Genomic DNA, 4,142 nt, shown 5'->3' on the forward strand with positions numbered 1-4,142 from the left:
CTCTCGGGGGGGCGCCGACGCGCCCCGCGGGGCGGCGGGCGGGGGGGTTGGGGGCGGGGGGCCCCGCCCCGCGCGCCGCAGTACCGCCGATGGCTGCTGTAAACCGGCGGCCATCGCCGCCGCGTTGCCGTCCGTGAAGAGGTCTTGCACCGCCGTGATGTCCTCGACGTGGTGCAGGGCCCCCACGACGTGCCCGTCATTGTCGGTCAGGGGAGAGTTGACCGGGCCCCACGTCTTGGTCCGGAACACCCCCGGATTGCGGGAATCGGGGATGTCGTAGCGTTGCACTCCCATGTCGTGCGCCGTGCTTCGCCGGAGCACCCGCTCCAGCGAGGCACTCAGATTGCGCACCCCGGTGGCATCGGGGTCGGCGGGGTTGTCCGGGAACGCGTCGAACATGAACGCGCCGATCAACTCGTCGGGTGAACGCTCGGTGGCGCCCAGATAGGCCGGATTGGCGGCCTGGATCCGCAGATTCGCGTCGAGGACGAGATAAGGCGCGGCGGTCACCCCGAACAAAGCGCTGTCGGCCACCGACTTCAAAGCCTCGTGCACGACACTCACCTCGCCTACCGCACAGCCGTCAGGTATCCACGATAGCGTCAGAGGTCCAGCGCGCCCGCGGCGTTGTCCTTCCACTGGTCCACCCGCCGGATGTACTCGTAGAGCGCGCGGCTGCCGCGTACCCACCGGCCCTGGTCGGCGATGGCGAGATCGTCCGCCCCGGCCCGCCGGGCCTCGGTCGCGAACCCGGAGCGCAGCGAGTGCCCGGTCACCGCGTAGGACAGTCCGGCGCGGACGCCCGCGCGGCCGAGGATCTGGTTGACACCGGCGGTGGTCAGCGCCTGGGTGCCCACATTGCCGTGCCGGTCGATCCGGCGGAACGCGGGGCCCGGCTCGGCACGGCCGAGTTCCGCGGCCGAGAGCCAGGCCCGCCACGCGCGCACCGGATCGGTTTCGGGGTGCTCGCGGCGGGGGACCACCATGTCGCCGATGCTCTTGCCGTGCCGGACCGTGACGGCGAGGCCGCGGTCGTCGGGCTGGGTGACGTCGGTGACGAGCAGGTTCGCCAGATCCGAGCTGCGCGCGGCGATCGGGAACCCGATGAGCAGCATCGCCCGGTCGCGGAGCCCGGCGACGGTGTCCGGGCACGCCCGCGACATCGCCCGCAGATCCGCGAGGGTGACCATGGTCGCCTTGCCCCGGCCCCGGCGGACGCCCTCCTGCGCGAGGCGCTGCCGATAACCCTTCAACGCCCGCCACGCGGCCCGGCTCGCCTCGGCGTCGACGGTCACCTGGTGCTGCCGCAACCCGGCGAGCGCGCCGGTGAGCCGTCGTTCGATGGTCGAGGGAGCGGCAGGCGCCGCGCGTTCGGGAACCGCGGGATCGGCGCGCTCGGCCGGGCGCAGCGTGCGCCCGCGCTCCAGCCACACCACGAACCCGGTCAGCGCGCCGATCGAGCCCGACAGCAGCGGGATGCCGAGCTCGGCGGTGTAGTCCTCCCACACCTGCCAGTCCTGCGCGTAGGCCTTGAGGGTGTTGGCGGGCCGCTGGGTCTCGACGTGCTGGGCCGCCGCCTGATCGAGCCGTGCCAGCCGTTCCGACGGAGTCGCCGCGTCGAGACCGGCCGCACGCGTCACCGGCTCGAGGTCCACGGGCTGCCCAGTCACCTCGCCGACCTTAGCTCAGCGGCCGGCGGGCAGATAACGGCCGAGGACGCCCGCCTCCGCGCGAAGCCGATCGGCGTCGTCGCCGCGGCCGAGCCGCTCGTACTCGGCGGCGGAGGCCGTACGCTCACTGACCTCTCGCGCGACGATCTCACGGACGTCGGCTTCGGTCAGGTGGCGCCGCTCGACCTCGGCGGCGCCGAGGCCCACCGCCGCAGCGGCGACGTGCTCGCCGGAGACCTCGCCGGCTTTCCGGTGCTGATCGACGGGGACCGCTTCGGCGTTCTCGATGGCGGCCAGTGCCGAGCGGAGCGCCGCGACGGCGACCCGGTCCCGGTCCTTGATGGCGGCTGTCAGATCACGCCTGAGCTCGGTACGCATGGGAGAAAAGCTAACCGACCCGGCGGAGAGCGGCTAACCGTTTACCCAGGAGTGTCCACTGAGGAGGGTCTAGGCTGGTTTTGGAGCAAGTGCTCTGTTATGGTGCCCGCATGGCCCGCCCCCGCGTCCACGACCTGCGCCAGGTGCTCGACACCGCCGAGCGGCTGGTCGCCGAGGTCGGCGCGGGAAAGGTCACCGTGCGGACCCTCGCGGCGGCCGCCGGGGTGCCGAACGGCACGATCTACCACGCGTTCGGGTCGATCAGCGCGTTGCTGGGCCAGGTCTGGCTGCGTGCGGCCACCGATTTCCTCGACCTGCAGACCGAACTGGCCGAAGCGGCGCTCGGCGACGCCGGGGACAGCGAGGCCGCGGTGGTCGCGGCCGCCGACACTCCCGCCGTGTTCGCGCTCCGGCGCCCCGCCGCGGCCCGGATGCTGCTCACCGTCAAGAAGGACGAGCTGCTCGGCCCGCAACTGCCCACCGAGATCGCGGATGCCTTGCTGGCGCTGGACAAACGAGTCGTGGCGCTGCTGGTCCGGCTCGCCTGCCTGCACTGGGGACGTCGCGACGGCGCCGCCGTCGAGGTGCTCACCACCTGCGTGGTCGACCTGCCCACGGCGTTGTTCCGGCGGGCGCTGACCGGCCCCCTGGACGTGTCGGCGCCGATCGGTGCCGACACCCGGCACCGGCTCGCCGCCGCCGTGCGCGCGGTGCTCGCCGTCCCGCCACCGCCTCGTGCCCGCACCACCACACCGACCACAAAGGACTGACCGTGCCGGAACTGCGCCACCAGGGCCCCGTGTTCGTGCTCGACCTCGGGGACGACGAGAACCGCTTCTCACCGGAGTGGCTCAAGACCGTCCACTCGCTACTCGACACCGTCGCCGACAGCACCGACCCCGCCGCGCTGATCACCACCGGCGGCGGCAGGTTCTACTCCAACGGGCTCGACCTGGAGTGGCTGATGGGCCACGGTGACCAGGCGGAGAGCTACCTCGCCGAGGTCAACGAACTGTTCGCGCGCGTGCTCACCCTCGGCGTCCCGACCGTGGCCGCGATCAACGGCCACGCCTTCGCCGCCGGAGCGATGCTCGCGCTGGCCCACGACTTCCGTGTGATGCGGGCCGACCGGGGCTATTTCTGCCTTCCCGAGGTCGATATCAAGATTCCCTTCACCCCGGCGATGGCCGCGCTCATCCAGAGCAAGCTCACCCCGGCCGCCGCGATCGAGTCGATGACCACCGGGAGGCGCTTCGGCGGCCCCGAAGCGAGGGAACTCGGCCTGGTCGACGCCATCGCCGAGGCGGCCGAGCTGGTCCAGACCGCCACGGAGCGCGTCCGCGCACTGGCGGGCAAGGACCGCGGCACGCTCGCCGCCATCAAGTCCACGATGTTCGCCGCCGCGGTGGCCGAACTCCGGGCGACCACGGCGAAACCCGCCGCCTGAGGAGGTCCGGGGTGGGAACGCTTCGGCAGCGTCCCCACCCCGGACGGTGGTTGGCCTGGAAACCGGCACGGCGACCAGCGCAGCAGTGACTGCCACACCGGCCCGCCGGATGAATGCGCCGGTTCCAGCGGTACCCCTGCCAGGAATCGAACCTGGAACCCGGCACACGCGGTGCCGTGCTCTTTCCGTCGAGCTACGGGGGTGTGGGAATGCGAAGTCGGTACGCCACGAAAAAGCCGCCCGGACGGATTCCCGTGGGCGGCTCCCGGAAGTGCTGGGGAATTCAGCTCATCGGGAGTCCGGCCGACGTACCTGCGAGAACGCGCGCTGACGACGGCAGCGTGCCGGGCGCGGGAAACCGTGCCAAGCCGTGTGCTGCGCGTTGTCCGTCATGACGACCTTTCGTTCTCGGTGTGGCTGTCATTCTGGAGGAGGGCAGCGCGACGGTCAACGTATTATCGCTCGCCGGTCCGTCCAGGGCGGCGATGCCGGGAATGGCACATGGCTTTCTCGGCAAGGGTTCTGCCGGACCTCCCCGTCCAAGCCGACCCCCGCCGCCATGTCGGCGCTGCGCTGTGTTGGCGCTTTTGGTTTCCCCGCGGGCCCCTGACGGTGAGCACCCCCTCTCCCGGCGTTCGTGGCTGTCG

At 71.8% G+C, this 4,142-nt stretch carries 5 protein-coding genes and 1 tRNA gene; 2 read left to right on the forward strand and 4 right to left on the reverse strand.

Annotated elements, in window-relative coordinates; genetic code table 11:
- The 3 genes from ACFWX1_RS25205 to ACFWX1_RS25215 all read right to left on the reverse strand — a co-directional run.
- A partial coding sequence (locus ACFWX1_RS25205) for a PAS domain-containing protein (RefSeq protein WP_378391219.1) occupies positions 1-555 on the reverse strand: 555 nt, incomplete at its 3' end.
- 47 nt (positions 556-602) lie between these two features.
- Positions 603-1,670, reverse strand: a complete 1,068-nt coding sequence (locus tag ACFWX1_RS25210) for a site-specific integrase (protein ID WP_378391221.1) — start codon at positions 1,668-1,670, stop codon at positions 603-605.
- Positions 1,671-1,685: 15 nt separating this feature from the next.
- Positions 1,686-2,048 carry a GatB/YqeY domain-containing protein gene (locus ACFWX1_RS25215; RefSeq protein WP_378391223.1) on the reverse strand — a complete coding sequence of 121 codons (363 nt, stop codon included), beginning with the start codon at positions 2,046-2,048 and terminating at the stop codon, positions 1,686-1,688.
- 110 nt (positions 2,049-2,158) lie between these two features.
- On the opposite strand from ACFWX1_RS25215, the gene ACFWX1_RS25220 reads away from it, so the two are divergent.
- On the forward strand, positions 2,159-2,818 hold the full coding sequence (locus tag ACFWX1_RS25220; protein ID WP_378391225.1) for a TetR/AcrR family transcriptional regulator: 660 nt from the start codon (positions 2,159-2,161) through the stop codon (positions 2,816-2,818).
- Between the two features lie 2 nt (positions 2,819-2,820).
- Complete coding sequence (locus ACFWX1_RS25225) at positions 2,821-3,495, forward strand: enoyl-CoA hydratase-related protein (protein WP_378391227.1); 675 nt, start codon at positions 2,821-2,823, stop codon at positions 3,493-3,495.
- A 131-nt stretch (positions 3,496-3,626) separates the two neighbouring features.
- Here ACFWX1_RS25225 and ACFWX1_RS25230 read toward each other — a convergent pair.
- Positions 3,627-3,698, reverse strand: a tRNA-Arg gene (locus tag ACFWX1_RS25230).
- Between the last annotated feature and the right edge of the window lie 444 nt (positions 3,699-4,142).

This window comes from Amycolatopsis sp. NPDC059021 (genome assembly GCF_042739895.1).
GTDB lineage: Bacteria > Actinomycetota > Actinomycetes > Mycobacteriales > Pseudonocardiaceae > Amycolatopsis.

Bases quoted from the DNA above. Each gene is read 5' to 3' on its own strand.
- ACFWX1_RS25220 (WP_378391225.1), top strand. From the start codon at position 2,159: ATGGCCCGCCCCCGCGTCCACGACCTGCGCCAGGTGCTCGACACCGCC.
- ACFWX1_RS25215 (WP_378391223.1), bottom strand. From the start codon at position 2,048: ATGCGTACCGAGCTCAGGCGTGATCTGACAGCCGCCATCAAGGACCGG.